This is a genomic window from Erythrobacter aureus (assembly GCF_003355455.1).
GTDB classification, from domain to species: domain Bacteria; phylum Pseudomonadota; class Alphaproteobacteria; order Sphingomonadales; family Sphingomonadaceae; genus Qipengyuania; species Qipengyuania aurea.
The window spans coordinates 859718-886635 of the sequence record NZ_CP031357.1; the positions used below are offsets into that span (position 1 = coordinate 859718).

General features: G+C 63.3%; 25 protein-coding genes and 1 tRNA gene. 16 read left to right on the plus strand and 10 right to left on the minus strand.

Annotated features, from left to right (window positions below):
- Positions 1-33 precede the first annotated feature (33 nt).
- Positions 34-870 (plus strand): MNIO family bufferin maturase, encoded by an 837-nt coding sequence (gene bufB, locus DVR09_RS04295; RefSeq protein ID WP_115415842.1) that lies wholly within the window; start codon positions 34-36, stop codon positions 868-870.
- Complete coding sequence (locus DVR09_RS04300) at positions 867-1718, plus strand: HvfC/BufC family peptide modification chaperone (RefSeq protein ID WP_115415843.1); 852 nt, start codon at positions 867-869, stop codon at positions 1716-1718. The genes bufB and DVR09_RS04300 overlap by 4 nt, the downstream gene beginning before the upstream one ends.
- Here DVR09_RS04300 and DVR09_RS04305 read toward each other — a convergent pair.
- Entirely contained in the window at positions 1634-3730 is a 2097-nt protein-coding gene (locus DVR09_RS04305; protein WP_115415844.1) for a S9 family peptidase, read from the minus strand. The two genes, DVR09_RS04300 and DVR09_RS04305, sit on opposite strands and share 85 nt — an antisense overlap.
- A 102-nt stretch (positions 3731-3832) precedes the next feature.
- Positions 3833-5041: a mechanosensitive ion channel gene (locus DVR09_RS04310; protein ID WP_115415845.1), complete on the minus strand. Its 1209-nt coding sequence runs from the start codon at positions 5039-5041 to the stop codon at positions 3833-3835.
- A gap of 109 nt (positions 5042-5150) precedes the next feature.
- Between DVR09_RS04310 and DVR09_RS04315 the strand changes: the two genes are divergently transcribed.
- Entirely contained in the window at positions 5151-6248 is a 1098-nt protein-coding gene (locus DVR09_RS04315) for an isoaspartyl peptidase/L-asparaginase family protein (protein ID WP_115415846.1), read from the plus strand.
- On the opposite strand, the gene bla is transcribed toward DVR09_RS04315, so the two are convergent.
- Together bla and DVR09_RS04325 are read right to left on the minus strand one after the other, a co-directional pair.
- Positions 6249-7178 (minus strand): class A beta-lactamase, encoded by a 930-nt coding sequence (bla, locus tag DVR09_RS04320; protein WP_115415847.1) that lies wholly within the window; start codon positions 7176-7178, stop codon positions 6249-6251.
- Positions 7175-8068 carry a prephenate dehydratase gene (locus tag DVR09_RS04325; RefSeq protein ID WP_115415848.1) on the minus strand — a complete coding sequence of 298 codons (894 nt, stop codon included), beginning with the start codon at positions 8066-8068 and terminating at the stop codon, positions 7175-7177. Before DVR09_RS04325 ends, bla begins: the two co-directional genes overlap by 4 nt.
- Before the next feature lie 137 nt (positions 8069-8205).
- On the opposite strand from DVR09_RS04325, the gene DVR09_RS04330 reads away from it, so the two are divergent.
- Positions 8206-8913 carry a c-type cytochrome gene (locus tag DVR09_RS04330; protein ID WP_115415849.1) on the plus strand — a complete coding sequence of 236 codons (708 nt, stop codon included), beginning with the start codon at positions 8206-8208 and terminating at the stop codon, positions 8911-8913.
- A gap of 65 nt (positions 8914-8978) precedes the next feature.
- Here DVR09_RS04330 and DVR09_RS04335 read toward each other — a convergent pair whose 3' ends face one another.
- Both DVR09_RS04335 and DVR09_RS04340 read right to left on the minus strand, forming a co-directional pair.
- Complete coding sequence (locus DVR09_RS04335; RefSeq protein WP_115415850.1) at positions 8979-9644, minus strand: RlmE family RNA methyltransferase; 666 nt, start codon at positions 9642-9644, stop codon at positions 8979-8981.
- Between the two features lie 108 nt (positions 9645-9752).
- Positions 9753-10970 (minus strand): Ppx/GppA phosphatase family protein, encoded by a 1218-nt coding sequence (locus DVR09_RS04340; RefSeq protein ID WP_115415851.1) that lies wholly within the window; start codon positions 10968-10970, stop codon positions 9753-9755.
- Positions 10971-11157: 187 nt separating this feature from the next.
- Between DVR09_RS04340 and DVR09_RS04345 the strand changes: the two genes are divergently transcribed.
- The 11 genes from DVR09_RS04345 (at position 11158) to DVR09_RS04395 (ending at position 22403) form a co-directional block, all read left to right on the plus strand.
- Positions 11158-11231, plus strand: a tRNA-Gln gene (locus DVR09_RS04345).
- Between the two features lie 65 nt (positions 11232-11296).
- Positions 11297-12448: an acyl-CoA dehydrogenase family protein gene (locus tag DVR09_RS04350; RefSeq protein ID WP_435867807.1), complete on the plus strand. Its 1152-nt coding sequence runs from the start codon at positions 11297-11299 to the stop codon at positions 12446-12448.
- A gap of 27 nt (positions 12449-12475) precedes the next feature.
- Positions 12476-13555, plus strand: a complete 1080-nt coding sequence (locus DVR09_RS04355; RefSeq protein WP_115415853.1) for a CaiB/BaiF CoA transferase family protein — start codon at positions 12476-12478, stop codon at positions 13553-13555.
- Positions 13556-13580: 25 nt separating this feature from the next.
- The gene (locus tag DVR09_RS04360) at positions 13581-14999 is read left to right on the plus strand and encodes an aldehyde dehydrogenase family protein (RefSeq protein WP_115415854.1); all 1419 of its coding nucleotides are present in this window, start codon (positions 13581-13583) and stop codon (positions 14997-14999) included.
- The gene (locus DVR09_RS04365) at positions 14999-15454 is read left to right on the plus strand and encodes a MaoC family dehydratase (protein WP_115415855.1); all 456 of its coding nucleotides are present in this window, start codon (positions 14999-15001) and stop codon (positions 15452-15454) included. Before DVR09_RS04360 ends, DVR09_RS04365 begins: the two co-directional genes overlap by 1 nt.
- Positions 15455-15504: 50 nt before the next feature.
- Positions 15505-16161 carry an exopolysaccharide biosynthesis protein gene (locus DVR09_RS04370; protein ID WP_115415856.1) on the plus strand — a complete coding sequence of 219 codons (657 nt, stop codon included), beginning with the start codon at positions 15505-15507 and terminating at the stop codon, positions 16159-16161.
- A gap of 48 nt (positions 16162-16209) precedes the next feature.
- The gene (locus DVR09_RS04375) at positions 16210-18147 is read left to right on the plus strand and encodes a DUF3604 domain-containing protein (RefSeq protein WP_115415857.1); all 1938 of its coding nucleotides are present in this window, start codon (positions 16210-16212) and stop codon (positions 18145-18147) included.
- Positions 18144-18932 carry a peptidyl-prolyl cis-trans isomerase gene (locus DVR09_RS04380; protein WP_115415858.1) on the plus strand — a complete coding sequence of 263 codons (789 nt, stop codon included), beginning with the start codon at positions 18144-18146 and terminating at the stop codon, positions 18930-18932. Before DVR09_RS04375 ends, DVR09_RS04380 begins: the two co-directional genes overlap by 4 nt.
- Entirely contained in the window at positions 18929-19900 is a 972-nt protein-coding gene (locus DVR09_RS04385; RefSeq protein ID WP_115415859.1) for a HupE/UreJ family protein, read from the plus strand. The genes DVR09_RS04380 and DVR09_RS04385 overlap by 4 nt, the downstream gene beginning before the upstream one ends.
- Positions 19901-19980: 80 nt before the next feature.
- Complete coding sequence (ftsH, locus tag DVR09_RS04390) at positions 19981-21939, plus strand: ATP-dependent zinc metalloprotease FtsH (RefSeq protein WP_115415860.1); 1959 nt, start codon at positions 19981-19983, stop codon at positions 21937-21939.
- A gap of 74 nt (positions 21940-22013) precedes the next feature.
- Positions 22014-22403 (plus strand): hypothetical protein, encoded by a 390-nt coding sequence (locus DVR09_RS04395; protein ID WP_115415861.1) that lies wholly within the window; start codon positions 22014-22016, stop codon positions 22401-22403.
- Between the two features lie 3 nt (positions 22404-22406).
- Here DVR09_RS04395 and DVR09_RS04400 read toward each other — a convergent pair whose 3' ends face one another.
- The 3 genes from DVR09_RS04400 to rpoZ form a co-directional block, all read right to left on the minus strand.
- Positions 22407-23000 carry a hypothetical protein gene (locus tag DVR09_RS04400; RefSeq protein WP_115415862.1) on the minus strand — a complete coding sequence of 198 codons (594 nt, stop codon included), beginning with the start codon at positions 22998-23000 and terminating at the stop codon, positions 22407-22409.
- A 67-nt stretch (positions 23001-23067) separates the two neighbouring features.
- Positions 23068-23583 (minus strand): DUF3667 domain-containing protein, encoded by a 516-nt coding sequence (locus DVR09_RS04405; protein ID WP_115415863.1) that lies wholly within the window; start codon positions 23581-23583, stop codon positions 23068-23070.
- 106 nt (positions 23584-23689) lie between these two features.
- Entirely contained in the window at positions 23690-24034 is a 345-nt protein-coding gene (gene rpoZ / locus DVR09_RS04410; RefSeq protein ID WP_115415864.1) for a DNA-directed RNA polymerase subunit omega, read from the minus strand.
- Between the two features lie 113 nt (positions 24035-24147).
- On the opposite strand from rpoZ, the gene DVR09_RS04415 reads away from it, so the two are divergent.
- Positions 24148-25338 carry a phospholipase D-like domain-containing protein gene (locus DVR09_RS04415; RefSeq protein ID WP_115415865.1) on the plus strand — a complete coding sequence of 397 codons (1191 nt, stop codon included), beginning with the start codon at positions 24148-24150 and terminating at the stop codon, positions 25336-25338.
- A 4-nt stretch (positions 25339-25342) separates the two neighbouring features.
- Here the strand turns inward: DVR09_RS04415 and DVR09_RS04420 are convergent, their stop codons facing one another.
- Positions 25343-26863 carry a replicative DNA helicase gene (locus tag DVR09_RS04420; RefSeq protein WP_115415866.1) on the minus strand — a complete coding sequence of 507 codons (1521 nt, stop codon included), beginning with the start codon at positions 26861-26863 and terminating at the stop codon, positions 25343-25345.
- Positions 26864-26918 lie beyond the last annotated feature (55 nt).

The window sequence follows — 26918 nt, forward strand, 5'->3', positions numbered from 1 at the left end:
GCCACCCCTCCCAAGCCCGATCATGGAGAATGCATGAGCGCGATTGCCCCTTTCGACGGTTTCGGCCTCGGCCTCCGGCGGACGCATTACGCCGATTTTCTCGATGGCGAGGTCGAGGTGGATTTCGTCGAGGTCATCTCCGAGAATTACATGGTCGAGGGCGGCAAGCCGCTGCGCGTGCTCGAACAGGTGCGCGAAAAGCACCCGGTGATCCTTCACGGCGTGTCGATGTCGATCGGATCCGCGCAAGGGTTGGATGAAGATCACCTCTCGCGGCTGCGCACGCTCGCCAACCGGATCGACCCGCTCTGGATTTCCGATCACCTGTGCTGGACCCGCACAAGCGCGCATAACAGCCACGACCTCCTGCCGCTGCCGCTAACGACCGAAGCGCTCGACGTCGTCTGCGCCAATATCGACCGCGCGCAGGACGCGCTTGGGCGACCGATGCTGTTCGAAAACCCGTCGAGCTATCTCACCTTTCCCGAAGACGAGATGGCCGAATGGGAATTCCTGTCGGAGATGGCGCATCGTACGGGATGCTACCTGCTGCTGGACATCAACAACGTCTATGTCAGCGCGCATAATCACGGGTTCTCGGCGCGCGACTACATCGCCGGGCTCCCGCTCGACCGGGTGCGCCAGATCCATCTGGCAGGGCACGAACCGGGCGAGATCATCATCGACACGCACGACCGCGCGGTGAGCGACGGCGTATGGGAGCTTTATGTGGATACGATCGCGCAGCTCGGGCCGGTCGCGACGATGATCGAGCGCGACGACAAGATCCCGCCGCTGGACGAGCTGCTCGCCGAACTCGAGCTTGCGCGATCGCTGGGGCGGGGCAATGCGGGGGCGATCGCGGCATGACCGGCCTTGCCCAGCGACAGGCGGCCTTTCTCGGCGCGATCCTCGACGACGAGGCACCTTTGCCAACGGGCTGGGGCGACGAACGCGCGCCTGGCCTCGCGATCTATCGCAACAATTACCGCTCCTCGCTGGTGAAAGCGCTGCGCTCGACCTTCGAGATGACCGAGCGGCTGGTCGGCGAAGATGCGTTCCGCCGTGCCGCCGCGCATCACTGCATCATGTATCCGCCGCGAAGCTGGACTCTGGACCTCGCCGGGAAGGGCTTTCCCGAAACCTGCACCGAGCTATTCACATACGATCCCGATGTGGCCGAACTGGCTGCGCTCGAATGGGCGATGCACGAGGCATTTGTTGCGCGAAACGCAAAGCCGCTGACCACCGCCGGTTTCGGGGAGGCCTGCGCCACATTCACCGAAGGCGACTGGGAAGGCCTTACACTAACCTTGGTGCCCGACCTGCGCGTGGTTGGCGCAAGCCATGATCTCGTTCGCCTCTGGTCTTCCCTCGCAGCCGATACCGCGAAACCGGATGTGGTCCCGTTCGGAGAGGCGCAATGTGCGATCGTCTGGCGCGAGGGTGAACGACCCGTCTTCGCTCTTCGCCCGGCATGGGAAGGCGCGGCGCTGGACGCGTTTCACAGGGGCGCGACATTCGGCGAAGTCTGCGCGGCGCTGATCGAAACACTGGGCGACGAGGCGGCGATCGCCGAAGCCGGCGCAATGCTGGCCCGATGGGTCGGCGAAGGGCTGATCGACAAACTGGCTCAGGGGGTGGAAACCTCGTCCGCCGTGACCCCGCTCTCGCCCTTCGCGTCCGAATCATCCGACTCGTCCTTGTCGGTCCGGTAACGGTCGAACCAGGCGAGGATGTTCTCGGTCTTGGCAATCAGGCGCGATGGCCGCGAGGCAATGCCATGCGAACTGCCCGGTACGCGAATAAGCATGGTGTCGACGCCGCGCAGCTTCAGCGCCTGGTAGAACTGCTCGCTCTCGGTGATCGGCGTGCGGTGGTCTTCCTCGCCCGTCAGCAACATGGTCGGCGTGGTGACATTGCCGACCAGGCTCAGCGGCGAGCGCTTCCAGTAATGCATCGGGTCCTCCCACGGCAGGGCAGGGAACTGGTGATAGGTCTGGAAGATATAGCTATCTGCCGTCAGTGTCTTCGATAGCCAGTTGATCACCGGCTTGGCCGCCACCGCCGCATTGAAACGGTCGGTCAGCCCGACGAGATAGGCGGTGGCGATCCCGCCTGCCGAACCGCCGGTGACGAAGAGATTGTCCTCGTCGATAAAGCCTTTCGCGATCATCGCATCGACGCCCGACATGTGATCGGCGGCGTCCTCCTCGCTCGAATACTTGTGCTCGAGCAGCAAAGCGAAATCCTCGCCATAGGAGGTCGAACCGCGATGGTTGTCGTAGAAAACGACGTAGCCCTCGGCGGCATATCGCTGCACCTCGGCGCTGAAATGCGGACCATAGGCGGCATGGGGGCCGCCATGGATCTCAAGGATCAGCGGGTATTTCTTCCCCGGGTCGAAGCCGGGGGGCGTGACGTACCAGCCCTGGATCTCGGTGCCGTCGAAACTCGAGTTATAGGTGATCTCGTGCACTTCGCCGAGCGTTCTGTGGGCGAGGAGGTCCTCGTTCAGGGCCGTAAGCTGGCGACTGCGGTTGCCGCTGCGCACGGCGAGATCGGCGGGCCGTTGGCTGGTCCCCGCGGTCCAGGCCAGCGTGCCGTTGGCCGCAACATCGTAAGTGCCGCTTGTATAGGGACGTCCAAGCGTTGTGCCGCCGAGACCCTCCGCGACCGTTGTGACACGACCGTCCAGCGATACACGGCCGATCTTCTTCTCGCCGCGATCTTCGAAGGTGAAATAGATCGCGCGATTGCCGCCCCAGCGGATATCGCCGACTTCGCGATCGAGGCTTTGGGTGAGATTGCGCGCGCCGCTACCATCGGCATTCTTCACGCACACATCGATCTGCCACACCGGTCGCTTGACATTCGGCATGCAGACGAAAGCCACACGCCCACCGTCGGGAGAAACCTGCGGATTGCCTTCCGCCCCGCTGCCGGAAGTGAATTGGCTGAGCGCGCCTCTGCCGACATCGACCGTATAGATGTCGCTCTCGACCGTCTGCAGTTCCCAGCCCTCGTTGCGATTGGCGGAGAAATAGATGCTTCGGCCGTCGCGGCTCCACGATAGCGGCCCCTCGTGGTCGAAATCGCCTTGGGTCAGCTTGCGCGGCGTGCCGCCATTCGCGGGAACCACGAAGACATGGCGGAAGGCCGGGTCGAGAAAGCCTCGACCATCGCGGCGGAACTGGGCGTGATCGATCACCTTGACTGCGGCCGACCATTTGGCGCCTTCAGGCTTTTTCGGCATCTTGGCCAGCGGTTTGCGCTCGGCATCGACATTGCTGGTAAAGGCGATCCATTGCCCGTCGGGCGACCAGGCCAGGCTGCTCGCACCGCTGTCCAGACTTGCCACCTGCTGAACCTGTCCGCTGTCCATCCATCGCGTGTAGATCGCGGCACGGTCGTTGGAGTCGCGCCCGGAATATACAATGCGGCGACCGTCGGGTGACCATTCGGCATGGCTTGCCCCGTCGACTACCAGGCGCGGTTCACCACCGACCACGGGGACCATCCAGATCGCCCCCTCGGTCCGGTCGGACATGATGTCGTTCGAGCGGCGGACGAAGAGAACAGTGCGACCATCGGGCGATATCCTCGGGTCGTCGGCATATTCCAGCGCGAATACGTCCTCGGCGCTGAATGTCGTATCGTCCTGCGCCGCTAGTGGTGCCGCCGCGATTAGCGGTCCGGCCAAAACCCATGCGCGGAAAAGGCTTCTCATCTGCCTGGTCTCCCTATTTCGTGGGATGCGGCGTAGCACAGAAAAAGGGGCGCGGAAGGTCTAATCCCGCGCCCCTTTAGCGTTCCCGAAAGGGTGTTATGTTCAGGCGCCCGGAGGCAAGGGATCGTCCGATTTCGGGGCCGATCCGGCAAGATCGCTGTCCATCTGTTCGAGCTTCCTTGCAGCCCAGTCGCGGCCGCCGAGACCGAAAGCGAGCGCGCCTGCGACCGCAATTCCCGCGATGAGGATGGTCAGCGCATTGGCCGGGATCATTCCGCCGATGCCGGTGAATTGCAGTCCCATGAAGACGAACAGGATGATCGTTGCCCAGCGGACGATGGTGGCCGCAGTGCCGCTCCCCGCATCGCCCGCTATCAGCCGCGCGAGCAGGTTGGCGATCAGGAAGCCGAAGGCGATGACCACCGCCCCGAAGATTACCCGTCCGCCCAGTTCTAGCAGTTGATCCAAGATCACGGTCAGTTCGGGAAAACCGAGCAACCGTGTAGCCGCGATGGCGAAGAACAGGATGATCGCGACTTGCACCACGCGGGCGATGATGCCCGATGCGGTGGTGCCGTCTCCGACCAGTCCGGTTTCCGCCAGTGCCCGGTCGACGCCAAGGCCCGGCAACACCTCCTTGATGATTTGCACCACGAATTTGCTGATCAGATAGCCGATACCCAGCAGCACCGCCGCGGCGATGATATTCGGGATGGCGGCGAAGATCATCTCGAGCATGCGCGAAGCCGGACCGCTGATCGAATCGATGCCAAGCTGTTCGAGCGCGGCGATCGCCACCGGAATGGCGATCAGGACATAGATGATCGTGCCGATGGTCTTGCTGATCGTGGTGTTGCCGGTGACATTGTCGACCCCGCCGCGATTGGCCCATTTGTCGAAATCGACCGTTTGCAGCGTCGTCACGACCAGGTCGCGCGCAATCCGTGCAACCATCATGCCGATGAAGAAGATCAGGCCCGCCCACAGCAGGTTCGGGAGGAAGGCGACAACATTCTCGAGCAGGCTGTCGATCGGTCCCGCAACACCGCCCAGTTCGAGGATGTTGAGAATGATCAGCAACCCGAACAGCCAGATCAGTAAGGATACGATCTTGCCGAGCGATTCTCCCAGCGACTGGCCGCTGCCGGTTCCGCGCTTGAAGAAATCGACAGCGTCGACGAGTTTGGCGAAGGCCCATTTCGCCGCGCGTGCGGCGAGCCAGGTGATGACGAGCGCAACGATGGCCAGCAGGATTTTCTCCCCCAGCTCCATCGCCAGCTGTTCGTCGAAACGATAGCGATCGAAAATCATGAAACCTCTCCCCATTGGTTTCCGTAGCGTCAGGGCTATCACGGTGTCGGAAATCTACAAAATCCTTGTGGGGGATTGAGTGGATAACTCGCCGTGCTATCCCTCTCGCATGAGAGGATTTTTCACACCGCTAGTCCGCGCTTTCGCCGCGATTTCGATTTTGTTCGCATATCCTGCGGCGGCGCAGGCCGATCCGGGATGGTCGATCGCCATCCATGGCGGAGCCGGGACCATTGAACGCGAAAACATGACGGCGGAGCAGGACGCCGCCTATCGCGCGGCGCTGCAGAACGCGCTCGATGCCGGCGCCAAGGTGCTGCGCGAAGGCGGCAGCGCGATGGATGCGATCCAGGCGGCGATCGAACCGATGGAGGACGATCCGCTGTTCAACGCCGGACGCGGCGCGGTGCTGACCTGGGATGGCGATATCGAACTCGACGCTTCGATCATGGACGGGCGCACGCGCGATGCGGGCGCCGTGGCGGGCGTCACCGGTATCCGCCACCCGATCGAGCTTGCCCGAAAGGTGATGACCGACAGCCCGCATGTCATGCTGGCGGGGGGCGGGGCAGAGGCATTCGCGGCCGAGCAAGGCCTGGAACTGATGCCGCCCGAATGGTTCGAGACCGAGCGGCGCAAGGAGGCGCTCCAACGGATGAAGGCTCGGAAGCTCTCGGCGATCGACGTCGATGTGAAGTTCGGAACGGTCGGCGCGGTGGCGCTCGACAGCCAGGGCAACATGGCTGCGGGCACCTCGACCGGCGGGATGACCGGCAAACGCTGGGGTCGGATCGGCGATGCGCCGATCATCGGTGCGGGCACCTATGCCGACAACCGCGCCTGCGCCGTCTCGGCCACGGGCTGGGGCGAATTCTTCATTCGTGTCGGCGTTGCGCATGAGATCTGCACGCGCCTGCGCTATCGCTATCAGACGGAAATCGGCGCAGCGCAGGCCGAAGTGCCGCGCGACAGCGAAGGGCAGCCGACCTATATCGTCCATGCCAGCGAGTTCGGGCTCGATGCCGCCCAGGCTCAGGAAGAGATCGATGCGGTGATCGCCGAGGTCGGTGCGCTGGGCGGCGACGGCGGCGTCATCGTCGTGACGAGCGAGGGCCATCCGCTGTTCAGCATGAATAGCAGCGGCATGTATCGCGGCCGCGCCACCAGCGATGGCACGAACGAGGTGGCGATCTACGCCGACGAATAGCTAGGTCGGCAAGGGCGAATCGAGTCTTCGCGCCCATTCGGCTAGGAGCCTTCCCACTTGCGCGAAGGCAGCGTCGACTCTTTGGCCATCGATTGGTGCCCCGACAGGGGACTGATGATACACGGCAAAGAATGTGGGCGCTTCAGAGGGATCGAGCGCAAAGCCGATATTTCCGCGCAGATAACCCATTCCTGGATGCGCGCCCGAATTGCCGGTCTTGTCGCCAGCGACCCAGTCTTCGGGCAGCCCCGCCCTCACGCGCTTGAGACCGGTTGTCGATTCGATCATCCACTGGCGCAGTTCCCGTCGCCGAGGTGCTGCGAGTGGCGATTCGCTGTTCGTAGCGAGCATTTTCGCGAGTGTGCGAGCCATGGCTACCGGCGTCGTCGTGTCGCGGACATCGCCTTCCGGGACGAAATTCACCGCGGTCTCCATCCGGTCGAGCCGCGAGGTCTCGTCGCCGAGCCTGCGCCAGAAGGCCGTCAGTCCGGCAGGTCCGCCGACCCGGTCGAGCAGCAGGTTGGCCGCCAGATTGTCCGATACGGTCTGGGCGGCATGAGCGAGTTCGCTCAGCGTCGCTCCCTGCGCGACACGCTCTCCGGTGAAGGGTGTGTGAAAGATGAGATCGTCGGCTGTCCAGGTCACCCGTTCGGAAAGGTCGAGTGTGCCGTCCTGTCCGAGGGATAAGGCCTGTGCCGCGAGCGATGTCTTGAAAGTGGAACACATGGGAAAACGTTCATCGCCGCGATATGCGATATGGGCGTGACGTGCCGGAGCGTGGAACGCAACGCCAAGCCGCCCTCCCAGTGCCCGCTCTAGGATACGAAAGGTCGCTGAGAAGCGCCCGTCCGCGCTCCGGTCGAGAGGCACGCAGGCCATGCCCGCCAGAGCCGCTGCGCCTGCAATCATGCTGCGTCGGTCGAGCGTCATCCGCGCTTCCGTGCCTGCGCATAGCTGCCCAGCAGGCGGACCTCGTTCGTCTGGAAGGCGAGTTCCTCCAGCGCTGCATCCACGCGCGGATCGCCCGGGGCGCCTTCGATATCGGCAAAGAACTGCGTTGCCGCGAAGCTCGCGCCCTTTTGGTAGCTTTCCAGCTTGGTCATGTTCACGCCATTGGTCGCGAAGCAGCCTAACGCCTTGTAGAGGGCGGCGGGGATATTCTTCACCTCGAAAATGAACGTGGTCATCGCCCGTGCGCCTTCGAGCGCCGTGGGATCGCGCGCCTCCTTCGCCAGCACAACGAATCGCGTCGTATTGTCATGCGCGTCCTCGACTTCGCGCTCGATAATGTCGAGGCCGTACAGGTCTGCCGCCAGCGCCGGGGCGATGGCTGCGACATCCCGCCTGCCACTCTCCGCAACGAACGCCGCCGCGCCCGCTGTATCGGCATGGCTGAGGCCGATGATCCCGCGTTCGGACAGGAATTTGTGCGACTGACCGAGCGCTTGCGGATGGCTGTAGGCGGCCTCGAACGGACCCGGGCCGAGCGCAATCAGGCAGTGCGTGATGCGCATGAAATGTTCGGCCACGATGGCCAGACCGCTGCCGGGAAGCAGGAAGTGGATATCGGCCACGCGGCCATGCTGGCTGTTCTCGATCGGGATCATCGCGCAGCCGGCCGCACCGTTTTCGACCGCTTCGAGCGCATCTTCGAAGCTGAAGCACGGCAAAGGCAACGCATCGGGAGCGAACTGCATGGCCGCCTGATGCGAGTTCGAACCCGGCGCGCCGCCAAAGGCAATGGCGCGCATGGGATCTTGCGCTGCGGCGGCGCGCATCGAGTCGACGAGGGCGAGAGCGGGCTTGGCGAATTGGCGCATGGTCCGAGCGGCGTTACGGATGCGTTGTGATCGCATCAAGCGCTATTGCGCCCTGCGCACTTGCGCAAGGCGTGCACGCACACTAGAGCGGCGCGCAACCATCAGACCAACCGATTTTTCGCCGGGTATTTTACGCAATGGACGATCGCTTCAACACCGCCGCTGGCTGGGTTCTCTTCGCGGGCATCATTGCCCTTGGTGGTTCCATAGTTTCGGGGATGTATTTCCACGCCGACGATGGCGGGCTGCCGGAGGGTGTGGAACCTGGGTATTTCATCGAAGGCGAGGAAAGCGAAGGCGGCGCCGATGCGGGACCCGATCTGGGTACTTTGCTGGCCAATGCGGATGCCGCCGCCGGCGAGCGCGTTTTCGCCAAGTGCACGGCCTGCCACACGATCGATCAGGGCGGTGCCAACGGTATCGGTCCCAATCTTTATGGCGTCATGGGCAAGGCGATTGCCGGCGGCGCGGCCGGTTTCGCCTATAGCTCGGCACTCAGCGAAAAGGGTGGCCAGTGGACATGGGAAAACATGGATGCCTGGCTGACGAGCCCGCGGGGCTTTGCCAATGGCACGAAGATGAGCTTCGCCGGCCTCGGCAAACCTGAGGACCGGGCCAATGTCATGGAATTCATGGCAACTTACGGGGGGGCACCGGCCAAGCCCGAGCCCGCCGCTCCTGAAGAAGAGGTTGTCGAAGGCGAGGATGCGCCCGGCGCCGGTCCCGGTCCGGTCGAAGGCGCCGAAGTGGGTGCCGCGGAAGCTGCTGGCGGGATGAGCGCCGATCAGCCGGTTGCCGCCGACAATGCCGCGACCGACAATGAGGGCGCAACCAAGGTCGACTGACCCCGGTTTCGTTATCGATCGGTTTCGAAAACCCCGCCCATGGCGGGGTTTTTTGTGCCCTGCGCCTATACGCCGCCCTTGAAGCCTTGCGCGATGACGTACCATTCGCTCGAACCCTTACGGCTGGCGGGCGGTTTGGCGTGCTTGACCGTCTTGAAATGCTGTTTGAGCAGTTTGAGCATTTCGTTGTCGGTTCCTCCGGCGAGCACCTTCGCCAGATAGGTTCCGCCGGGTGCCAGATTCTCGATCGCGAACCAGGCCCCTGCCTCTACCAGCCCCATGGTACGCAAATGGTCGGTCTGCTTGTGGCCCACGGTATTGGCAGCCATATCGCTCATGACCAGGTCGGCCTTCCCGCCCAGCGCGTCTTCCAGCACTGCGGGGGCCTCGTCGTCCATGAAATCCATCTGGAAAATGGTCACGCCGTCGATGGGCTCGACTTCGAGCAGGTCGATGCCCACCACATGGGCTTTGGGCTTCAGCTTGCGCACCACTTGGCTCCACCCACCCGGCGCGATACCGAGATCGACGACGCGCGTGACACCTTTGAGCAGGCCGAACTTCTCGTCCAGCTCGATCAGCTTGTAGGCGGCGCGGCTGCGATAACCTTCGGCTTTGGCCTGTTTCACGTAAGGATCGTTGAGCTGGCGTTGCAGCCAGCGGGTCGAGCTCGCGGTGCGTTTCTTCGCGGTGCGGACGCGCGTGTCGCGGTCTTTGCCTGAGCGTGCCATTATGATTGGGTCCTTGCTTGGTACACCTTCGACCTCCGTCGAAGGCTTGCTGGAACAGCCGAAAGGGAAACGCGGAGGCGCTTCCCGCACGCATCAAAAACACCGAAATCAAACATCCTGCTCTCGCATTCGCTGGACCGCCGCGCGGCTGCGTTCGCCTTCGGCATCGGCGGCAATCAAGCTGCGCAATATGCCTTCGCGAATACCGCGATCGGCCACGCCAAGCTGTTCGGCGGGCCAGATGTCGAGGATCGACTCGAGAATAGCACAGCCGGCAATGACGAGATTCGCCCGATCGTCGCCGATGCAGGGCAAGCGCTTTCGTTCCGATGCGCTCATGCGCGACAGCCTGGTCGAAATGTCGCGCATCGCCAGCGAGGGCACGATCAAGCCATCGACCGCGCGCCGATCATATTGGGGCAGCTCCAGATGCAGGCTGGCCAGCGTCGTCACGGTTCCGCTGGTGCCGAGCAGCCGGATCGGATCGGGCGCGAAGGTATGTTCGCGGATCCGTTCGGCGAATTCGGCGAAACTGCGTCCGACCGTGCGGCGCATCTGGACATAACGATCGAGCCGAGAGTGCTCGCTCTCGTCTGTCCCATCAACCATGTCGGTGAGGGAGACCACGCCCCAGGGAACGCTCAGCCAATCGAGAATGCGCGGGACTTTCTCGCCCGGCTGCACCAGGACGAGTTCGGTGGAGCCGCCGCCAATATCGAAAATAATCGCCGGGCCGTTGCCTTCTTCCAGCAAGACATGACAGCCAAGCACGGCGAGCCGTGCCTCTTCCTGGGCGGAAATGATATCGAGCATGATGCCGGTTTCGCGCTGCACCCGTTCGATGAAGGCTTCGCCGTTGGATGCACGACGGCATGCTTCCGTGGCGACCGACCGGGCGAGCCGAACATTGCGGCGGCGGAGTTTCTCCGCGCAGACATGCAGCGCCGCCACTGTGCGTTCCATCGCCTCGTCGGACAGTTTGCCACTGGCCGCGAGTCCCTCGCCCAGGCGAACCACGCGGCTGAAGGCATCGATCACGGTAAAATTCTCGCCCGATGGCCGGGCTATCAGCAGGCGGCAGTTATTGGTGCCGAGATCGAGTGCCGCATAGGCCTGTCGGCGCGGCGGGTGGCCGGAATGTGGGCCGGGCTGGCCGTTCGGCCGGGAAGCGATTGCGCTGTCGCGATGCGGCGCATTACGTTTGCCGCCACGCTTTGTTTCGGGCCGGGAAGGGCGTTTGTAGCGGAAATCGGCTACCTTGCCGGACTTGCCGCCCCGTTGTGTCCCGCGCCCCCTTTTCGTGTCCGGCGGAGTATGGTCCGCCATAGTCGGAGCTTTCTTATTCCTCCCGCGCAAACCACCGTGCACGGGGACTTGACGGCGATGCTAGCGGCGAAGCGGGGGCGGGGCAAGTGCGCGCGCAACGCACGGGGTTGACCTCGCGCGACGGCGAAACTAGATGCGCGGCCTCTTCCGGAGCGGCTATGCGATTCTCGCCCGCCCGGACGGCTGATGCCCCGTCGTCTAATGGTAAGACTACGGACTCTGACTCCGTCAATTGAGGTTCGAATCCTCACGGGGCATCCAATTTTCTTATCCCGTTGCCAAACCTTCTCCCGCGCGCCAAAAAGGTTGCAATGGGAGACGGACATTTGAGCGAAACCTTTCCGGAAATCCGCGACGCAGTGCGGCGGCTGTGCGCCAAATTCCCTGGCGAATACTGGCAGCGGCTCGATCGCGAGCGGGCTTATCCGACCGAATTCGTGACTGCGTTGACCGAAGCCGGTTTCCTGTCCGTTCTGATTCCCGAGGAATATGACGGGTCGGGCCTGGGGCTCGAGGCGGCCTGCGCTGTGCTCGAGGAAATCCATCGTTCGGGTTCGAACGGCGGGGCATGCCATGCGCAGATGTATACCATGGGCACTTTGCTCAAGCATGGCAGCGAGGAACAGAAGCGCGAATATCTGCCCAAGATCGCCAGCGGCGAGCTGCGCTTGCAGGCCTTTGGGGTCACCGAACCGGGGGCAGGGACCGACACGACTCGCATTTCGACTTTCGCGAAGGATGCGGGCGATCACTACGTGGTCAACGGCCAGAAGATCTGGATCAGCCGCGCCGAGCATTCGGACCTCATGGTCCTGCTGTGCCGCACGACCCCGCGCGAGGAATTCGCCAAACCGTCCGACGGCATGAGCGTGCTGCTGGTGGACATGCGTGACGCGGTCGGCAACGGTCTGACCGTGCGGCCCGTGCGCACCATGCTCAACCATGCGACGACCGAACTGTTCTTCGACGATCTGCGTGTTCCGAAATCGGCCTTGATCGGCGAGGAGGGCAAGGGTTTTCGCTACATCCTCTCGGGCATGAATGCCGAGCGTATCCTGATCGCTAGCGAGTGCATCGGCGACGGGCGTTTCTTCATTGACAAGGCCAGCGCCTATGCGAAGGAGCGGAACGTCTTCGGTCGTTCAATCGGCGAGAATCAGGGCGTCCAGTTTCCGATTGCACGCGCCTATGTCCAACTGTCTGCCGCAGCCGAAATGGTCACCAAGGCGGCCCGCATGTTCGATGCGGGCGAGACGGCCGGGACCGAGGCGAACATGGCCAAGATGCTGGCGAGCGAGGCGAGCTGGTTTGCCGCCGACATGTGTATCCAGACGCATGGCGGTTTCGGGTTCGCCGAAGAATACGATGTCGAGCGCAAGTTCCGCGAAACCCGACTCTACCAGGTCGCGCCGATCAGCACGAATCTGATCCTCAGCCATGTGGCGACGCATGTGCTGGATTTGCCCAAGAGCTTCTAAAACAACGAAATCACCGAGGAGAGAGAAATGTCGAGCAACGGTCCGCTGACCGGCCTCAAGGTCGTCGAATTCCAGGGCATCGGCCCGGGGCCGCACGTGGCGATGATGCTCGCCGATATGGGCGCAGAAGTGGTGCGGATCGAACGCGCGGGACACCAGCCGATGAACCCGGTGGTCGAACGCGCGCGGCATCGTGTCGCGGTCGACCTCAAGAGCGAGGAAGGGCAAAGCTTTGTCAAGACGGCGCTCAAACATGCCGACGTGCTGGTCGAGGGCTTCCGCCCCGGCGTGATGGAGCGCCTCGGCCTCGGCCCGGACGAGATGCTCGCGGCCAATCCGCGTCTCGTTTACGCGCGGATGACCGGCTGGGGGCAGGACGGCCCGCTGGCGCAGGCTGCGGGGCACGACCTCAACTATATCGCGATCACCGGCGCGCTCGACGCGATCGGCAAGCGCGGCGAACTGCCGGTGCCGCCGCAGAATCTCGTCGGCGATTTCGGTGGGGGCTCGATGTATTGCGCCATGGGCATCCTCGCCGCGCTGTTCGAGCGCGAGCGGAGCGGCAAGGGGCAGGTGGTCGATGCCGCCATCGTCGATGGCGTCACCAGCCTGATGAGTTTCTTCTATGGCCAGCCGCACAGCGCACTGCGCACAGTCGAACGTGGTGCGGGCCTGCTGGGCGGGGCGGCGCATTTCTATCGCTGCTACACTTGCAAGGACGGCAAGGAGATCAGTGTCGGCGCCATCGAGCCGCAATTCTATGCCGAGCTGCTCCAGCGCGCCGACGCGCCCGAGCATCTGCGCGAGGCGCAGATGAACCCCGCGAAGTGGGACGACTACGCCGAAGACCTCGCCGAACTTTTCGCCACGAAAACGCAGGCCGAATGGTGCGAGCTACTTGAAGGGACCGATGCGTGCTTCTCGCCGGTCGTCCCGCTCGACCATGCAAAGGACCATCCGCACATGAAGGCACGCGGCGCCTTCGTCGAACATGGCGGCCGCTGGCACACCGCGCCTGCCCCGCGTTTCGACCGCACGCCGAATACCATTCGCGACAGTGCGGAAGACGGCGATCAGGTGGTGGCGCGCTGGGCGGAAGGGGGCTAAACGCACGCGCAAAGGAGAGATTCCCATGCGCAATTGCACCAAGTTCTACATCGACGGCCAGTGGGTCGATCCGGTCGAGGAAAACACCCAGCCGGTCGAAAACCCGGCCACCGAGGAAACCATCGGTCACATCAGCTTCGGCACAAAAGCCGATGTCGACAAGGCAGTGGCCGCTGCGCGCCGCGCGTTCGAAAGCTTTAGCCAGACGAGCAAGGAAGAGCGCCTTACTCTGCTGCGCGCGATCCAGGCCGAGATCGAGAACCGCAAGGAAGAGCTTGCCACTGCGGTGAGCGACGAAATGGGCGCGCCGATGAGCCTTGCGAGCGGTCCGCATGTCGGCCTGCTGGCCGGGCACTGCCAGAAGGCAATCGAGATTCTCGAAGGCTTCGCATTCGAACGCCAGGACGGACCGACGCTCCACGTATGGGAGCCGGTCGGTGTGGTCGGCATGATCACCCCGTGGAACTGGCCGCTGAACCAGATCGCCTGCAAGGTCTTCCCCGCGCTGGCGACGGGCAACACCATGGTATTGAAGCCTTCCGAAATCGCGCCCTTCAACGCCTATATCTTCGCCGAGATCATGGATGCGGCGGGCGTTCCGGCAGGGGTCTTCAACCTCGTCAATGGCGACGGGCCTGGCGTGGGCGAGGCGATTTCCGGCCATCCCGATATCGACATGGTCAGCTTCACCGGCTCGACCCGGGCGGGCATTCTTATTGCCAAGAACGCCGCCGACACGGTCAAACGCGTGGCGCAGGAATTGGGCGGCAAGAGCCCGAACATCGTGCTCGACGACAGCGCCTTCACCCAGTCGGTTGCCAAGGGCACCGTCGCCATGATGGGCAATTCGGGCCAGACCTGCACCGCGCCCAGCCGCATGCTCGTGCCGCAGGGGCGCATGGAAGAGGCCAAGGCTGCCGCCAAGGAAGCGGCCGAGGGCGTGATCCCGGGTGATCCCAAGGGCAATGCCGCGATCGGCCCGGTCGTCTCCCGTACGCAGTGGGACAAGATCCAGGGCCTGATCGAAAAGGGCATCGAGGAAGGCGCGACGCTGGTCGCGGGTGGTCCCGGAAAACCCGAGGGGCTGGAGACCGGCCACTACGTCAAGCCGACCGTCTTCGCCGATGTCGAAAACGACATGACCATCGCGCGCGAGGAAATCTTCGGGCCGGTCCTCTGCATCCTCGGCTACGAGGATTACGACGACGCCATTCGTATCGCCAACGATACCGAATACGGCCTTGCCAGCGCGATCACGGGCGAGGATGTGGAGACCGCCCGCAAGCTGGCCAAGCGCATTCGCGCCGGCCGGGTCGCGATCAATGGCGGCTACGATCTCAACGCGGCCTTCGGCGGGTACAAGAAGTCGGGCAATGGCCGCGAATGGGGCGAATGGGGCTTCCACGACTTCCTCGAAGTGAAAGCCGTGATGGGCCACGGCTGATGGCAGGCAGGCACTTCGACGAATGGCAGGTCGGCGACAAGCTGACCCATGAAATCCGGCGCACGGTGACGGAGGCGGACAATCTCTTCTTCACCGTGATGACTCACAATCCGCAGCCGCTCCACCTCGACGTGGAAGCGGCGAAGGAAAGCGAGTTCGGGCAGATCCTCGTCAATGGGACCTATACCTTCTCGCTGATGGTGGGGCTGAGCGTGGGGGACACCACGCTCGGCACGCTGGTCGCCAATCTCGGCTACGACAAGCTGGTCATGCCCAAGCCGGTGTTCATCGGCGATACGCTGCATGCGACCAGCGAAGTGATCGGATTGCGCGAAAGCAAATCGCGCCCCGATACGGGCATCGTCACTTTCCTGCACGAGGCGGTGAACCAGCGCGGCGAAGTGGTGTGCCGCTGCGAGCGGTCGGCCCTGCTCAGAAAGAAGCCATCGAAATAGGCGCGTAACCTTTCTACTCCTCGCGCGTTTGGTGCGCTAGGGAGAGCGACGTGTCGAGCAAGGAACCGGAAAGCGTCGAGGAAGTCATCGGCGAATTGGACGAGCTCGCCTCGAAGAGCGATGCCGTGCGTATCCGCGATGTGCTCGACGATTTCGGTGGGCGTAGTTTCGGCCCCTTCCTCCTGCTCCCCGCCTTGCTCGAAATCACGCCGATCGGCGGAATTCCGGGCGTGCCGAGCTTTCTGGCCGCAATCATCGCGCTGATCGCCATGCAAATGCTGATCGGCAAGGATCATGTCTGGCTGCCCGGTTTCGTCGAACGACGCGCGATCGAATCGAAGAAGCTGCACAAGGCGGTCACAAAGCTGCGCGGCGTTGCCCGGTGGCTCGACGATCACAGCCGTGACCGTTTCGACTCGTTGACACGAGGCGTATGGATCAAGGTTGCCGCGGTGGCGGTTCTCCTCTTGTGCGCAACGGTCCCTCCGCTGGAATTTCTGCCATTCGCCAGCTCCGCGCCGATGCTCGCCATCGCGGCGATCGCCCTGGCCCTGATTGTACGGGACGGGCTGGTTATGGTCTCGGCCCTGTTGCTGGCAGCGGCGGCGCTTGGCGGCGGAACCTACTATTACTACACATCGGACGGAGGCGAAGGCGCGGGTGGCATGGTTCTCGCGCCATCCTGGAACGCAGGCCACCGGGCTTGACCGCTGCCTCGCTCCGCGCTCAAGATGCGTCGGGGTCGAGGGAGAGGGATGATGCGTACAGCTCTTTACGCGACCGTCGTGGTTTGGTTGCTCGGCGCCTGCTCGATGGGGCCGGGAGAACCGGCGGAAGACCAGCGCGGGGACGGCACCGATACGATCGAACTCGCCGAATTTCCCGACCGGCCCTATTGGGGCGACACGCATCTTCATACCGATATCTCCGTCGATGCCTTTGGATTCGGTGTCAGGCTGGGGGCGGAAGAGGCGCTGAAATTCGCGCGCGGCGACAAAGTCACAGCCACCACCGGCATGGAGGCGCAGCTCGACCGGCCGCTCGATTTCCTTGTGATCTCAGACCACTCCGACGCCATGGGGGCGACGCGCCGCCTGTACGATGCACCGCGCATGCTGGTGCGCGATCCGACATTGCGGCGCTGGTACGATATGATGCACGAAAGCCCCGAGCAATCGACCCGCGCGGTGGCCGAACTCATCACGGCGGCGGCAAATGACGAGATACCCGAGGCGTTGCGCGACCCCGCTCGCCAGGCGGCTGCGACACGCGAACTGTGGGACACCCACCTCGCCATGCTGGACCGGTACAACCGTCCCGGCGAATTCACGGCCTTCGCGGGGTTCGAATGGACGCTGATGCCCGATGGCAACAATCTCCACCGCGTGGTGATGTTCAGGGATGGCAGCGTGAAGACCGGACAAGTGGTGCCGTTTCCCGGCCTCGATACGACGCCCGAACAGCTATGGGATTATATGGAGGCCTATGAGGCCAATACCGGCGGACGTGTGCTGGCCATCCCGCATAATTCCAACCTGTCCAATGGCTTGATGTTCGATCTGGTCGGACCCGATGGCGGGGCGATGGGGGCCGATTATGCCCGCCGCCGTGCGCGCTACGAGCCCGTGGTCGAGGCCACGCAGATCAAGGGCGACAGCGAGACGCATCCCTTCCTCTCCCCGAACGACGAGTTTGCCGCATTCGGTGTGGCGGGTTGGGAGCTGGGCAACCTTCCTCTAACCCGCCGCTCGACGCCCGACATGTATGCGGGCAGCTATGTGCGCAGCGCGCTGCTGCGCGGATTGACGCTCGAACAGCAGATGGGAGTCAATCCCTATGCTTTCGGCCTGATCGGATCGACCGACAGCCATACCGCACTGGCGACGGGCGACGAGGACAATTTCTTCGGCAAGCATACCGGCAGCGAACCACACGCCGAGCGTGCCTTGGCCGCGCAAAACCTTGGAACGCGGGAAGGGCGTTTTGGTTGGCACTATCTTGCCGGCGGTTACGCGGCGGCGTGGGCGCGAGGCAATACGCGCGCGGAAATCTTCGACGCCTTTATGCGGCGCGAAGTCTACGCGACCACTGGCCCGCGCATGGTCTTGCGCCTGTTCGCCGGGTTCGATTTTGCCGAGGACGACTGGGATGGCGACTGGGTCCGCGCGGGCTATATGCGCGGCGTTCCGATGGGCGGCGATCTGGAAGATAGCGGCCGGGCGCCGATATTCCTCATCTCCGCGCTGAAGGATCCCGATGGCGCCAATCTCGACCGGGTGCAGGTGATCAAGGGCTGGGTCGATGCCAACGGCCAGGCGCAGGAGCGCGTCTATGACGTTGCCTGGTCGGATATGGATGGCGAACGGCGTCGCATTGGCGGCAAAGTACCCGCTGTGGGCGATACCGTGGTCCGGCGCGAGGCGACTTACGAGAACTCGATCGGCGCGGCGGAATTGCGCGCGACCTGGCGCGATCCCGACTATCGCCCGGGCCAGCGCGCCTTCTATTACGTGCGCGCGATCGAGATCCCGACGCCGAGCTGGGTCCTGTTCGATGCCAGGCGTTTCGGCTTCGACCTGCCGCCCGAGGTGGTCGAGGCGAACGTGATTCAGGAACGCGCCTATTCCTCGCCCGTCTGGCTGCGACCGCGCCGGGGGCCGGGCGATGCGCCGCGCATCATGGACGAGGGATGATCCGCACGCTGCTGCGCGATCCGCTCGCGCACTTCCTTCTTGCCGGGGCAGCCATCTGGGGCGCGCTCGCGCTGATCGGCGATCCGGTCGATCCGGCGAGCCGAACGATCGAGCTGTCGCGCGAGCGGCAGGCAGGGATCGCGTTGGGCTTCGAGCGAATGATGGGCCGCCCGCCGACCGATGCCGAAATGGACGCGGCCATCGCACGCTGGGTGCGCGAGGAAGTGCTTTACCGCGAGGCCATGCGGCTGGGTGTCGACCAAGGCGATGCGGTCGTGCGGCGGCGGCTGGCGACCAAGATGGACGAGCTCGCTGGAGCAGAGGCGGAGGTCGTGCGGCCGACCGATGCAGTCCTCGAACGGTGGCTTGCCGACAATGCGGAACGCTATGCCGAGGGTCACGCGATTAGCTTCGCACAGGCTTTTTTCCCGAGCGCGCAGACCGCCCGCGACGCGCTCGGCGGGCCGGCTCCACCCCGGGGCACAGCGATAAGTCTGCCGAGGTCGGCCGACGCCATGAAAATGGCCGAAGTCGAAGCGGTTTTCGGACGGGAATTCGCGTCCGGGCTTTCCGCTCTCTCCGCCGATGAGACGTGGCAGGGGCCGATCCGCTCGGGATTTGGCTGGCACCTCGTACGCCTCGACCGCCGGACGGCGGGAAGCGTACCGGCACTCGACGAAATCCGCGAACGGGTCGAGGCCGACTGGCGCAGCGCGACCATCGCCGAGCGGCGCCAGCGCGCTTACGAAGTGCTGCGCGAGGCCTATACGGTCGAGGTCGAGTGATCCGCTGGCTTGCCGCGCTGTGCCTGCTCGTGTTGAGCGCACCCGCGCTGGCGGACGAGATGCGACCGGTCGCAATCCAGTTCGAGCAAATCGGCGGACCCGATTGGCGGCTAGGCTGGCGCCAGCCGATCGCCAGTGCGGCGGACGACCGCATGGCGATGCCGCGACTTCCGGAGAATTGCCGTATCGAAGGAGACATCCAGCGCCGGATGGCGCCGCTGGCTGCTCACGGCAATGCACGTGTGATTTGCGACGGCACCGTTGCCGGTGAGTCGATCGGCTGGCCTGCCTTCCCCGGCCATGGCGAGGCGATCCTGCGGGTCGCGCCGCTGGATCGCGGCGTGCAGGTCCATCGCCTGACGCCCGAAGAACCCACGGCCATGATCGCCGCAAAGCCCTCTTCCGCGCAGGTCTGGCGCGGCTATTTCGTCATCGGCGTCGAGCATATCCTTGCCGGATGGGATCACCTGCTGTTCGTCATCGCGCTGGTCCTGCTCGTCGCGCGGCCCTGGCCGGTGGTGAAAGCTGCCACGGCCTTCACAGTCGCCCATTCGATCACGCTCGCGGCGGTCACGCTGGGCTTCGAAGGCATCCGGCAGGACGTCGTCGAGGCGCTGATCGCGCTGTCGATCGTATTCCTTGCCGTGGAAATCGCACGGGGCAGTCGCGATACACTCACCCGCCGCTTGCCGTGGCTGGTCGCCTTCGCCTTTGGCCTGCTGCACGGTTTCGGTTTTGCCGGGGCCTTGCGCGAGATCGGCCTGCCGGAGGGCGAGGTGCCCGCCGCGCTGGTCAGCTTCAATCTGGGCGTCGAGGCGGGGCAATTGCTTGTCGTTGCCGCCGTCCTGATACTCATGGAGTGGGTCGGGCGGCTGCGTCCGGATGCCAGACCGCAGCTGATCCGGTTCTCCGCCTATGCGATCGGTATCACGGGCAGCTATTGGCTGATCGACCGGCTCGTCGCCTGAAAGCGGAATTTCCGTGCAGCCCTGCAACTTGCCATTCCCCGGTTGCACCCTACATTATCGGCAGTGAAAGGACTCCGCGCATGAGCGATCAGAATTCCCCGCCCGAGCCCGAGGGCAACGGCCCTAACCCCTGGGTCAAGAGCCTGATGATCTGGGGCGGCATTTTTCTCGCCCTGCTGATGGTCGTTTCGGTCTTCGGCGGCGGGTCGAGCGGGGCTGGTGCGCAAATTCCCTATTCGGATTTCCGTGACAAGGTGGCCGAAGGTTCTGTCGCCAGCGTGCAGATTTCGGAAACGCAGATTGCCGGCGAGATGAAGAATGGCGAGCAGTTCTCGACCATTCCGGTGGCGAACGACGCCACGTTGCCGCAACTGCTCGAAGATAATGGTGTGCGCTATTCCGGCGTAGAAGCCGAAGGCGGGAATATCCTCCTCTATGCGCTGATCCAGATCCTGCCCTTCGTCCTGATCCTCGGTATCGCCTTCTTCGCTCTGCGTCAGGTGCAGAAGGGTGGCGGCGCGGGCGGCGCGATGGGCTTCGGCAAGTCCAAGGCCAAGCTGCTCACCGAGCGCCAGGGCAAGGTGACGTTTGACGATGTTGCCGGCATCGACGAGGCGCGTGAGGAGCTGGAGGAGATCGTCGAATTCCTCAAGGATCCGCAGCGTTTCTCCAAACTAGGCGGGCAGATTCCAAAGGGCGCGCTCCTGGTCGGTTCGCCCGGTACCGGCAAAACCTTGCTCGCGCGCGCCATCGCGGGCGAAGCGGGCGTGCCTTTCTTCACGATTTCGGGTTCGGACTTCGTCGAAATGTTCGTCGGTGTCGGCGCGAGCCGCGTGCGCGACATGTTCGAGCAGGCCAAGAAAAATGCGCCCTGCATCCTGTTTATCGACGAAATCGACGCGGTGGGCCGCTCGCGTGGTCACGGCCTCGGCAATTCGAACGACGAGCGGGAGCAGACGCTCAACCAGTTGCTCGTCGAGATGGACGGTTTCGAGGCGAATGAGGGCATCATCATCATCGCCGCGACCAACCGGCCCGACGTTCTGGACCCGGCGCTGCTGCGTCCGGGCCGCTTCGACCGCCAAGTGGTGGTGCCGATCCCCGATATCGACGGGCGCGAAAAGATCCTCGCCGTACATATGAAGAAGGTGCCGCTGGCACCCGACGTGAACCCTCGCACGATTGCACGCGGCACGCCGGGTTTCTCTGGCGCCGACCTCGCCAACCTCGTCAACGAGGCTGCGCTTCTGGCTGCTCGGCGCAACAAGCGCCTCGTCGCCATGCAGGAATTCGAGGACGCCAAGGACAAGGTCATGATGGGCGCCGAACGCCGCAGCATGGTCATGACCGAGGACGAGAAGAAGATGACCGCCTATCACGAGGCCGGCCACGCGCTGGTTTCGCTGAACGAGCCGGCATCCGACCCGATCCACAAGGCCACCATCATTCCGCGCGGCCGCGCGCTTGGCATGGTGATGCGCCTGCCCGAGCGGGACAATTATTCCTACCATCGTGACAAGATGCACGCGAATCTGGCCGTCGCCATGGGCGGCCGCGTAGCGGAGGAAATCATCTTCGGACACGATAAGGTATCCAGCGGGGCCAGCGGCGACATTCAGTACGCCACGGATCTTGCGCGCAACATGGTCACCAAATGGGGCATGTCCGACAAGCTCGGCCCCCTGCAATACGAGGCGAGTCAGGAAGGCTATCTCGGCATGGGCCAGACGGCGCGCACCATGTCGGGTGCCGAGACCAACAAGCTCATTGATGCCGAGATCAAGCGGCTCGTCGAAGACGGCCTCGCCCGGGCGAAGGAAGTGCTCACCGCGCAGGAGGACAAGCTCCACCTGCTGGCTCAGGCAATGCTCGAATACGAAACCCTAACCGGCGACGAGATCGACCAGTTGATGAAGGACGGCAAGATCGACCGTCCCGACGAGCCCAAGGGTCCGGTGGTTGTCAAACCGATGGCTGGTGCCGCCGTGCCCAAGGCCGGTAAGAAGTTCGACGGAGGCCCCGCGCCCCAGGGCGCCTGATCACCGTGACTGACATTTCCTGTTCAGTTTCACTGCGATAAAGCCCTCCCGGTATCCATCGGGAGGGCCATTTCATGCGTATCGGTGTCACTGCTCTGGGCTGTGCTTTGCTCGCCTCTGGCGCGCAACTCGCCGCCGGTCCCTCGGAAGAGGTGAATGCCGAGCAATTCTACACGACCGCAAGGCAGGTCGAGAAGAAGGGCGCCCTCGCGCTGTTCGACAAAAGGACCAAGGTCATGCAGGCACAGATAAAGGATGCGGCCCTCAGTGCCCGTGCCGCCAACGCGGCGGCCACAGACCGGGGCAGCCCGCATTTCTGCGTCCCCGACGCCGCACGCAAGAAAGGCCTCAACGTGCAACAGGTTCTCAATATGTTGGGCGGCCTTGGGCAACCCTTGCGCCAGCGTTCGACCCTCCAGGCCGCATGGCTGGAGGCGCTCAAGAAGAGCTATCCTTGCCGCTAGGCGCTAGAACAGCCCCAGCAGCATCAGCAGCGATGTGAAGAGCCCGAGGACGATTGCTATCAGAATGCTGAGTACCGAAAGGCGCCAGAAGGCCGAAAAGCGCGACAGGGCATAGGTTCCGCGCAGGTGCTTGTAGATGTGAATCGGTGGGATCAACAACGATCCCAAAGCCACTATGCTCGTGGGCATGCCTGCCATTCCGCCCAATACGATGGCCAAAATCAGCAGCGTCATGAAGGCGAGCGAGTAGGTGACGAAAATGGCATGGTCATAAGCGCGGAAGCGGCGCTTCCAGAAGAACAGCAGCCAGACGAAGGGAACCGATAGGGGAATGAGCAGCCAGCTGAATTTATAAAAGCTGGTCTGCAACTTGTAGAGCATCAGGCCGGGGTTTTGCTGCCACTTTTCGAGCCCCTTTTTCAGCCACCCGGCATTCGCGGAGTCGAGGTTCCAGTCCTCCCCGATCGCTGTGACCTCGGCGAGGTCTTGCGGATCGGTGTTCGTCACGATCTGGGGCGATTGGCCTTGCGAGAGACTCGCCGGTTCTTCTCCGGTTGGCCCCTTGAGAAACGGCAGTTCCTGGCGCGCTTGCGCCACTGCGGCGAGCTGCCGTTCCAGCTCGGCGAGCTCTTCTTCGGCGCCCGCGCGCTGGGCATGCCCCGTTTCAGGGCGGCGATGCGCTCTGCCAACGTGTCGCGTCGATTTTCAAGCCGCTCGACCTGCTCTCCGGCCAGTTCCCGCAATTGCGCATCGGTATCGCCGCGCAGGTCGGTGGGGCACTGATGCCGGCGATCTGGAATACGGCGAACATCAGGAAGATGGAGAACAGGAACAGCGCCATCGGCGAAACGAAGCGCGTGCGTTCCCCGTCGATATATCGCCGGGTGAGCTCGCCGGGCTTGAACAGCAGTCTAGGCAGGGTGCGCCAGGTTTTGCTGTCGAAGTGCACCGCGCCATGCGCGATATCGTGCATGAACGCACTCAGCGTGCGATGCAGATGCGCTTTCTGGCCGCAGTGATGGCAATGTTCGCCGACCAGCTGTGTGCCGCAATTGAGACAGGCGCCTTCGGCGAAATGTCCTTTTTTCAGCGGGGTGGCGCCACCCGGTCTTTCCGCAACCGCCTTGGCGTATAATCCGCCCTCGACTGCCGTGCCGAGCCCTTCAACGATGTCGCTCATTGCACCTCCTGTCGCGGCGCAGGATAGAGAGGGCGGCCGTAATGTCGCAACGCAAAAGGCCGCCCCACGGGCGGCCTTTCCACGGTTCGGCGATCTTACGCTCGGCTCAGCCGTCGTAATCGGCGCCGATCGAGGTCGAGCGAGTGGGTGCCGACGCGGTAATCCGCAGCGCCTCCGCCGACTGGCTGAGCGAGCCGACTTCATCGATCTCGTCATCATCGTCCGGCAGAATTTTCTGCAGATTGGTAACGGCCGCTTCCTTGAGATCCTTGGGCTTGATCGTCTGCTCCGCGATTTCGCGGAGGGCCACCACCGGGTTCTTGTCGCGATCGCGGTCGAGGGTCAGCTCGGCACCGCCCGAAATCTCGCGCGCCCGCTGGGCGGCCAGCAGAACGAGATCGAAACGGTTGGGGACCTTGTCTACGCAGTCTTCGACGGTAACGCGCGCCATGGGGCACTCCGATGCAAATCAAGTGATTCCGGGGAAGCGCCGCATTTAAGCCGGGGACGCGGCATAGTCAAGGATTTGCACCGGAGAGCCAGCACGGATAAGCGGTCAAGCCGATGGCCGATGCCTACCCTGATAAAGAGTCTGCGGGTCCTGCTCCTTGGCGGGAACTGGAGACGTTCGAAATTACCGCGCAGGGCCATAGTTTCACGGTTTTTCCGGCAGGTTCGCAGCGGCTCGATGCGCTGCTCGAAATGATCTCCGGCGCGAAGCGGTCGATCCGGCTATTCTACTACATGTTCGTGGATGACGATACCGGACAACGCGTCCGTGATGCGCTGGCGCAAGCCGCGCGGCGCGGTGTGGATGTGGTCCTGCTGGTCGATGGTTTCGGTGAGGACGTGGAGGAGGGATTTTTCGAGCCACTGCTTGATGCAGGCGGCCGCTATCATCGCTTTTTGGCCAAATGGTCCCGGCGGGCTCTCATCCGAAATCACCAGAAACTGGTGGTGGTGGATGAAGATGTCGCGATGATCGGTGGTTTCAACATCGAACACGACTATTTCGAAACGCCCGAGAACAATGGCTGGCACGATCTCGGCGTCAGGCTCACCGGCGATGCGGTCGCCCGGTTGATCGAATGGTTCGATGAGATCGAGGATTGGGTCTCGCGTCCGAATGCGCAGTTTCGTGCGATCATTCGCAAGGTCATGCGCTGGAAACCGGGCAATGGGCCGGTGCGGCTGTTGATCGGCGGCCCGACGAGAGGGCTGTCGAGCTGGGCCAAATGCGTGGCCGAGGATATCGAGCGCGCCGACAGGCTCGACATGGTCATGGCCTATTTTTCCCCGTCCAAGCGGATGCTGCGGCGCATGGGCAAAATGGCTCAGCGCGGCGAAATGAACCTGATCATGGCGGGCAAATCGGACAATGGGGCGACTATCGGCGCGGCGCGTTCGCTCTATCACTATCTGCTTTCGCAAGGGGCGAGAATTTGGGAGTTCCGGCCCAGTAAACTGCATATGAAGCTGCTCGTGGTGGACGATGCCGTCTATCTCGGCAGCGCCAATTTCGACATGCGCAGCCTGTATGTGAATCTGGAGTTGATGTTACGCGTCGAGGATGCCGGGTTCGCCGAAAGGATGCGCCGGTTCATCGCCGATCACCATTCAGGTTCCAAGGAAATTACCCCCGCTGCCCATTTGCGCAAGTCGACCCTGTGGAACCGCATCCGCTGGAACCTTAGCTGGTTTATCGTTGCCGTGGTCGATTACAATGTCGCCCGGCGGCTCAATCTCGGATTGTAGAGACTCATTCGTAATCTTCGTAATGCCGCACGTCGGGGCTGGAGAACTTGGTGAATTCGCTGTGGAACAGCAGCGGAACGTTGCCGGTCGAGCCGTGACGCTGCTTGGCAACGATCAGAGTCGCCTTGTTTACCAGCTCCAGATGGCGCGCTTCCCATTCGGCATATTTCATCCGCACTTCTTCCGAACTGGTCTCGTCGGGCGTGTCGGGCTTCAGTGCGTTGTGGTAATATTCGGCGCGGAAGATGAACCACACCATGTCGGCATCCTGCTCGATCGAACCCGATTCGCGCAGGTCGGAAAGCTGGGGGCGCTTGTCCTCGCGCTGTTCCACCTGACGCGATAGCTGCGACAGGGCAATCACGGGGACATGCAACTCCTTGGCCAGGGTCTTCAGGCCACGACTGATCTCGGAAATCTCGTTCACACGGTTGTCACTCGCGCGGCCCGATCCCTGTAGCAGTTGCAGATAATCGACGATGACAAGGCCGATGTCGTGGCGTCGCTTGAGCCGGCGCGCCCGCGTCCGCAGTGCGCCAATGGTCAGCGCCGGGGTGTCGTCGATGTAGAGCGGCAGGTCCGTCAGTTCCTGACTGGCGAAGGAGAGGCGCTGAAATTCCTCGCGGCTCAGCTTGCCCGAGCGCAGCTTCTCGCTCGAGATTTCCGCCGTTTCCGCAAGGATACGCGTGGCGAGCTGGTCGGCGCTCATTTCGAGGCTGAAGAAGGCGACGCCTGCACCGGGCGACTTTTCCGGCTCGATCCCGGCTTTTTCGTCGTCCATCCGCCGCCGCGCGGCATTGAAGGCGATGTTGGTCGCGAGCGAGGTCTTGCCCATCGCCGGGCGCCCCGCGAGGATCACGAGGTCGGAATTGTGCAGGCCCGAGGTCTTGTCGTTGATTGTGTCGAGCCCGGTGGTCTTGCCCGAGAACCGTCCGCCGGAATTCATCGCCGCCTGCACGACCTCCAGCGCACCGAAGGCAGCCTTGCGGAAGGTCTGCGCTTCGTTGCCGGTGCTTGCGCCTTCGGCCACGCGATAGAGGTCGGCCTCGGCCTGTTCGATCTTGCGCAGGGGCTCGACTTCGTCCGACGTGTCGAGCGCGCCTTCGACGAGGTTGCGCCCCACCGTGACCAGTTCGCGCAGGAGCGCGAGGTCGTAGATCTGCTCCGCCAGTTCACGCGGGTGGAGCAAACCCTGCCCGTCGGCGGTCAACTGCGCGAGATAGGTCGTCCCGCCCAGTTGCTTCAGCGCCTCGTCGCTTTCGAAATAGGGCTTGAGCGTCACGGGCGTGGCTACCGAATTGCGATCGAGCAGCTTGAGGACACGCTCGTAGATGCGTTGGTGCACCGGCTCGTGGAAATGCTCCGCCATCAGCGGCGTCGTCAGCTCCTCGATCACCTTGTTGTCGATCAGGACTGCGCCGAGAAAGGCGGCCTCTGCTTCCAGGTTGGCAGGCAGTACGGGGCCTTTGGCCGGTTTCTCTGAAGTCGAATCATCTGCGGGAAAAAGGAGATCGGTATCGGCCATTCTCCCTAGATGCCTTTTGCGCCGGTCCAGTGGAAGGCACCCGGTCGGCGAAATT

Bases quoted from the DNA above. Each gene is read 5' to 3' on its own strand.
- DVR09_RS04310 (WP_115415845.1), bottom strand. From the start codon at position 5,041: ATGATTTTCGATCGCTATCGTTTCGACGAACAGCTGGCGATGGAGCTG.
- bla (WP_115415847.1), bottom strand. From the start codon at position 7,178: ATGACGCTCGACCGACGCAGCATGATTGCAGGCGCAGCGGCTCTGGCG.
- DVR09_RS04340 (WP_115415851.1), bottom strand. From the start codon at position 10,970: ATGGCGGACCATACTCCGCCGGACACGAAAAGGGGGCGCGGGACACAA.
- DVR09_RS04365 (WP_115415855.1), top strand. From the start codon at position 14,999: ATGGCAGGCAGGCACTTCGACGAATGGCAGGTCGGCGACAAGCTGACC.
- DVR09_RS04405 (WP_115415863.1), bottom strand. From the start codon at position 23,583: ATGAGCGACATCGTTGAAGGGCTCGGCACGGCAGTCGAGGGCGGATTA.
- DVR09_RS04315 (WP_115415846.1), top strand. From the start codon at position 5,151: ATGAGAGGATTTTTCACACCGCTAGTCCGCGCTTTCGCCGCGATTTCG.
- DVR09_RS04415 (WP_115415865.1), top strand. From the start codon at position 24,148: ATGGCCGATGCCTACCCTGATAAAGAGTCTGCGGGTCCTGCTCCTTGG.
- DVR09_RS04395 (WP_115415861.1), top strand. From the start codon at position 22,014: ATGCGTATCGGTGTCACTGCTCTGGGCTGTGCTTTGCTCGCCTCTGGC.
- DVR09_RS04325 (WP_115415848.1), bottom strand. From the start codon at position 8,068: ATGCGCCAATTCGCCAAGCCCGCTCTCGCCCTCGTCGACTCGATGCGC.
- DVR09_RS04305 (WP_115415844.1), bottom strand. From the start codon at position 3,730: ATGAGAAGCCTTTTCCGCGCATGGGTTTTGGCCGGACCGCTAATCGCG.
- DVR09_RS04360 (WP_115415854.1), top strand. From the start codon at position 13,581: ATGCGCAATTGCACCAAGTTCTACATCGACGGCCAGTGGGTCGATCCG.
- ftsH (WP_115415860.1), top strand. From the start codon at position 19,981: ATGAGCGATCAGAATTCCCCGCCCGAGCCCGAGGGCAACGGCCCTAAC.
- DVR09_RS04380 (WP_115415858.1), top strand. From the start codon at position 18,144: ATGATCCGCACGCTGCTGCGCGATCCGCTCGCGCACTTCCTTCTTGCC.
- DVR09_RS04420 (WP_115415866.1), bottom strand. From the start codon at position 26,863: ATGGCCGATACCGATCTCCTTTTTCCCGCAGATGATTCGACTTCAGAG.
- DVR09_RS04335 (WP_115415850.1), bottom strand. From the start codon at position 9,644: ATGGCACGCTCAGGCAAAGACCGCGACACGCGCGTCCGCACCGCGAAG.
- DVR09_RS04330 (WP_115415849.1), top strand. From the start codon at position 8,206: ATGGACGATCGCTTCAACACCGCCGCTGGCTGGGTTCTCTTCGCGGGC.
- DVR09_RS04355 (WP_115415853.1), top strand. From the start codon at position 12,476: ATGTCGAGCAACGGTCCGCTGACCGGCCTCAAGGTCGTCGAATTCCAG.
- rpoZ (WP_115415864.1), bottom strand. From the start codon at position 24,034: ATGGCGCGCGTTACCGTCGAAGACTGCGTAGACAAGGTCCCCAACCGT.
- DVR09_RS04300 (WP_115415843.1), top strand. From the start codon at position 867: ATGACCGGCCTTGCCCAGCGACAGGCGGCCTTTCTCGGCGCGATCCTC.
- bufB (WP_115415842.1), top strand. From the start codon at position 34: ATGAGCGCGATTGCCCCTTTCGACGGTTTCGGCCTCGGCCTCCGGCGG.
- DVR09_RS04375 (WP_115415857.1), top strand. From the start codon at position 16,210: ATGATGCGTACAGCTCTTTACGCGACCGTCGTGGTTTGGTTGCTCGGC.